Source organism: Bacteroides sp., from assembly GCF_052357945.1.
In the GTDB taxonomy this organism is placed as follows: domain Bacteria; phylum Bacteroidota; class Bacteroidia; order Bacteroidales; family Bacteroidaceae; genus Bacteroides.
In genome coordinates, this window is the sequence record NZ_DAWCXD010000232.1 from 1 (window position 1) to 4,588 (window position 4,588).

At 44.6% G+C, this 4,588-nt stretch carries 5 protein-coding genes and 1 pseudogene; all 6 read right to left on the reverse strand.

All coding sequences use genetic code 11. The annotated features are described in order from the left end of the window. A partial coding sequence (locus ACT8YW_RS21910; protein WP_444107136.1) for an MFS transporter occupies positions 1–1,211 on the reverse strand: 1,211 nt, incomplete at its 3' end. Positions 1,212–1,460: 249 nt separating this feature from the next. After that, complete coding sequence (secG, locus tag ACT8YW_RS21915) at positions 1,461–1,856, reverse strand: preprotein translocase subunit SecG (protein ID WP_444107137.1); 396 nt, start codon at positions 1,854–1,856, stop codon at positions 1,461–1,463. Positions 1,857–1,862: 6 nt separating this feature from the next. Beyond that, entirely contained in the window at positions 1,863–2,636 is a 774-nt protein-coding gene (locus ACT8YW_RS21920; RefSeq protein ID WP_444107138.1) for a tetratricopeptide repeat protein, read from the reverse strand. A 5-nt stretch (positions 2,637–2,641) separates the two neighbouring features. Next, positions 2,642–3,169 (reverse strand): LPS assembly lipoprotein LptE, encoded by a 528-nt coding sequence (lptE, locus tag ACT8YW_RS21925; protein ID WP_004301888.1) that lies wholly within the window; start codon positions 3,167–3,169, stop codon positions 2,642–2,644. Beyond that, positions 3,156–4,397, reverse strand: coding sequence for a sigma-54 interaction domain-containing protein (locus tag ACT8YW_RS21930; RefSeq protein WP_004325022.1), 1,242 nt, complete (start codon positions 4,395–4,397; stop codon positions 3,156–3,158). The genes lptE and ACT8YW_RS21930 overlap by 14 nt, the downstream gene beginning before the upstream one ends. Positions 4,398–4,406: 9 nt before the next feature. Then, positions 4,407–4,588: pseudogene (locus ACT8YW_RS21935) on the reverse strand (4-hydroxythreonine-4-phosphate dehydrogenase PdxA); the annotation flags it as partial.

Sequence of the window (4,588 nt, forward strand, 5' to 3'; positions counted from 1 at the left end):
CATCCGATCAACAAAGGAACACCCATCAATCCCCAGTTCTGTACCCAGAAAATCAATGCGTATGCGGTACCCAACTGTTTTTCCGGAATAATCTTCGGAACAGACGGCCACATAGCTGAAGGCACCAACGAGAAGGCAAATCCCAATATAATCATGATGATAGTAGCAAACCACCATATATTCAGTATAGGCAGAGCAAACATCGTATGCACAAAAATAAGCATCACTGATCCGATTATCATCAATGTGGCTCCCTTACCAATACGGTCATAAAGCGAGCCGAACAACGGAGTCAGGATAATCGCACCAATCGGCAACAATCCGGGAATCGTTCCCGCCAACTTCGGATCTACGTTATACTTCTGCACCATCAAATCGGCAGCATACTTGATAAAGGGGAATACAGCCGAGTAGAACAATACACATAGTAATGCAATCAGCCAGAATCCTTTATTGGTAATGATATACACAATATCTTTCATACGGAACGGTTCTTCCGGCTCCAATCCTTCTGCATCCAAAGAAGCATCCAACTTCTTATCATAGAAAGTATAAAGGAAGAAAGCAATCGTACCCACGCACAACATAATCAGACAAAACAAAATCGGAGCAGGAATATTGGTATGGAATGTGCCACTCTCATCCGTAGATCCGAAAAAGTCGGCCAAAGGAACCGTAAGCACCATTGCCAGAGTTGTTCCGATACGTGCCGTAGCCATTTCAAGTCCCATAGCCAACGCCATTTCCTTACCCTTGAACCATTTCACGATAATTTTGGAAACTGTGATACCGGCAATTTCCACACCTACACCGAAGATAGCATACCCCAATGCAGCCAGGGTTACCTGTGTTTTGAATCCGAAGAGCATGGCACCTTCCGGAAAAGTAGTAGAAATCGCATAGTATTTCAATCCACAACCAAACACCATCAATAAGCAAGCTCCCATTCCGGTGAAACGAACCCCCATCTTATCCAAAATGATACCACCGAAGATCAGCATCAACAGGAATACATTAAACCATCCGTAAGCACTTGTGAAGAAACCATAATCAAGACTGTCCCATAGTAGTTCTTTCTCAAGCATGGGTTTTAGAGGAGACATTACGTCGGTGAGGAAATAGCCGCATAGCATAGTAAATGCGACCAATGCTAGAACACTCCATCGGAGTACGGCGGAGTCATTCAATTTCTGTTTCAAATGTTCTGTCATTGTTATATTTAAAAATAGTAGTTAATAATCTTCATACGACCAACAAAGGTAGTTAAATCTCGTTTGTTTCTATCAAAAAGAGATTGTTTTTACAAGAAAAAGTTAAGTGCGGATTACACTGACCACGCGGAAGATTGAAAATCCGTGTAATCTGCGTAATCCGCACTTAAATATCAAAGAAATGCAGCATCCGTCTGCACCTTCCCATTAATGGTTTTACCCCAAAGTCTTACCTGACGACGGAGTGAATTACTCTGCTGCAGGAGCAGGAGTTTCAGTAGCCGGTGCCGGAGTTTCTGTAGCAGGTGCATTGGTAGCAGGAGCTTCAGTTTGCGGCGCAACCGTACCTGCGGGTAAGTTATACGGGTTAGTCTGTTGTTCTTTCTGTGCCTGTTCCAACACTGCATCTTTAACAACCGCAGAACGAGGAACCACATAAGCAGTAGCAATGCTCATTACCACCATGAAGATAGCTAAGCCCCATGTTGCTTTTTCCAGAAAATCTGTAGTCTTGCGCACGCCCATAATGGCGTTAGATGAAGAGAAACCAGAAGCAAGTCCGCCTCCTTTTGAGTTCTGAATCAGCACGATGAAACACATCAACAAGGCTGCAATAACCATTAAGATAACGAATAATAAGTACATTTTTAGTTATTTTGAATTAGCGTTAATAATCAATTTCTCCAAAAATCTGATTTGGTCTGCAAAGTAAGCATTTTTTTTTGGATATTTCAAGCTTAATTTTTTAATTATTTCAAGAGCTTTTGAATATCGTTGCTGTTTAACATAGATTTTTGCCAAAGTTTCCGTAAAACAGCTGTCATCTTCCTCTTCTTCCTTCATCGTTTCTTCTTCGGTAAGTTCGTCCGAAGAGGTTGGCGAAGATGGCATTTCTTCTCTTAAAGGTTTCTTGCAGAGGGGAGAGTCGCTCTCGCTCTTTTCTATAAAGTCGTCAATCAGTTCGTAGCCTTTGAGTTTGGGCGTTTCTTCGGCCGGCTGTTCCGTGGCCGGAGTCTCCTCCAAAAGATAAGAGGTGTAATCCATCGAATAGTCGAAGCTGGTGCGGGCAGTCACCTCTTCGGGTACTGTGGACAAGAAAGCGTCGATCAATGCTAATGTGCGGTCTACGGACGGTTCGTCTTTCAGCACCTCCGTAAGAGGTACTCCCTTTTTCCGTGCCTGCACATCATAGCGGTCACCTTCAATCAACCGGAACAACTGCCGTCTGTCTGCAATGTAAAGAACTGCTTTCCGCAGTTCTCCACCGAAACTAATATCATGGAGAATATACAGATTCTTCAGATACAGCAGACGAAGTGACTGAAAATACGGATACCTCGCAAGAAGATTGCGCAGTTCGTACAAAGTATCCTTATTCAGCGTCTCGGGATGCTGAATCCATTGTTGAAAGTTAACAGAAGTCATTTATATTACCAGTTTGCTACAGTTGCATTAAAAATTTGGTCGGTGATCTCTTTAGACATTTCAGCAATCAATCCGTCCTGTACGGCAGTCAGCAACTGGGTAGAGTCGTAGGTACGGAACGCAGAAAACTGTTGTTCAAAGTCTTCGGCATGATTGGTGTTGTTGACAAAACGCACATTGACGGTGATAGTCAACTTCGTCTCCGAAGAATAACCGTCGGCAGATACTGCCTGATTGTACTGATTGTAACCTGTGATTTCTCCGTCAATCTGCAAGTCGGCATTTTGACTCGGCTTGAGCAGTTGCAGACGGGTCTGCCGGATGAAGATATCTTTCAAGTCCTCATTAAACTTGGTTGCCAACGGAGCATACACATACTCCGACTTGATCGGGAAGTCGGCTATCGAAATGGTCTTTACCTTATCATAATTGATAGACGATCCGTTAAACTTATAGGAAACAGTGCACGCAATGACTACCAACGGCAAGCCGAACAGTAACAAAGGGCGTATTATTTTCTTAATCCAATTCATATTCTTTTATTTTTCTATAAAGTGTACGCTCGGAAATATTCAAGTCCTTGGCCGCACTCTTCCGCTTTCCATGATGCCTCTCAAGTGCTTTGCGTATCATTTCTTTCTCCACTTCGTCCAGTGACAAAGGAGATTCTTCTACATATTCTTCCGTGTCTTGTATGTCATCATCATCCTTGCAAACCGTGGGCTGCATGGTGTGAATGATAGCAGGTACCGAAGGTTGATGCGCCGTCACTACCGGAGTAGTAACCACCGTTCCCATTTGTCCTACCTGCCCCACCTGTCCGGCACGTTCCGCCATCAGATTGTGCACCATCTTCTTCAGCTCCGCCACTTCCTGGCGCATATCGAACAGAACAGAATAAAGAATCTCCCGTTCGCTCTCAAAACCTTTACTCTCACGCGTTCCCATCAGCGCGGGAAGACGTTGCGTATTTTGTGCAGGAAGATAATTCTGCAAGATAGCAGCAGAGATCTCCCTATTGGTTTCAATGATAGATATTTGCTCGGTGATGTTCTTCAACTGACGCACGTTTCCGGGCCACGGGTAAGCCAACAACTCTTTCTTCGCATCCTCCGTCAACTGAATAGCAGGCATCCGGTATTTCTCTGCAAAGTCTGCGGAAAACTTACGGAACAACAGGAGCACATCGTCACCACGTTCACGCAAAGGCGGTATCTGGATAGGCACCGTATTCAACCGGTAATATAAATCTTCACGGAAACGTCCTTCTGCAATCGCTTGTGTAAGATTGACGTTGGTAGCTGCCACCACACGCACATCCGTTTTTTGCACTTTGGACGAACCTACTTTCATAAACTCGCCACTCTCCAGTACACGGAGCAAACGTGCCTGGGTAGACATCGGCAACTCCCCTACTTCATCAAGAAAAATAGTACCACCGTCAGCTTCGCCAAAGTACCCTTTCCGTTCGCCAATCGCACCGGTAAACGCACCTTTCTCATGTCCGAACAGTTCGGAATCAATCGTACCTTCCGGAATAGCGCCACAGTTGACAGCAATATACTGCCCGTGCTTCCTCCGGCTATATTGATGAATAATCTGCGGAAAACTTTCTTTTCCGACTCCACTTTCTCCGGTAATCAGCACAGACAAATCGGTAGGAGCTACCTGAATGGCAACATCTATGGCGCGCGACAATGCTTCAGTATTTCCAATAATACCGAAACGCTGTTTCACTTGTTGTATCTCTGCTCTCGTCATCACTCGTTTTTAATCTTCGTCTACTGTATCCAGCTTCAGTTTATCACTATCGTCACGTTTCTCGTAATACTGTTTACGCAACGGATTGGCACGAGCCACTTTTTCCCGCTGACGATTACGGAACACATCGATGGCAACATAGATTGCCTGACGGAAAGAATCTTCACAAGCCACTCCCTTACCTGCAATAT

What these genes read in the sequence shown, in the direction of transcription:
- ACT8YW_RS21920 (WP_444107138.1), bottom strand. Translation starts at nt 2,636, where the DNA reads ATGACTTCTGTTAACTTTCAACAATGGATTCAGCATCCCGAGACGCTG.
- lptE (WP_004301888.1), bottom strand. Translation starts at nt 3,169, where the DNA reads ATGAATTGGATTAAGAAAATAATACGCCCTTTGTTACTGTTCGGCTTG.
- secG (WP_444107137.1), bottom strand. Translation starts at nt 1,856, where the DNA reads ATGTACTTATTATTCGTTATCTTAATGGTTATTGCAGCCTTGTTGATG.
- ACT8YW_RS21930 (WP_004325022.1), bottom strand. Translation starts at nt 4,397, where the DNA reads ATGACGAGAGCAGAGATACAACAAGTGAAACAGCGTTTCGGTATTATT.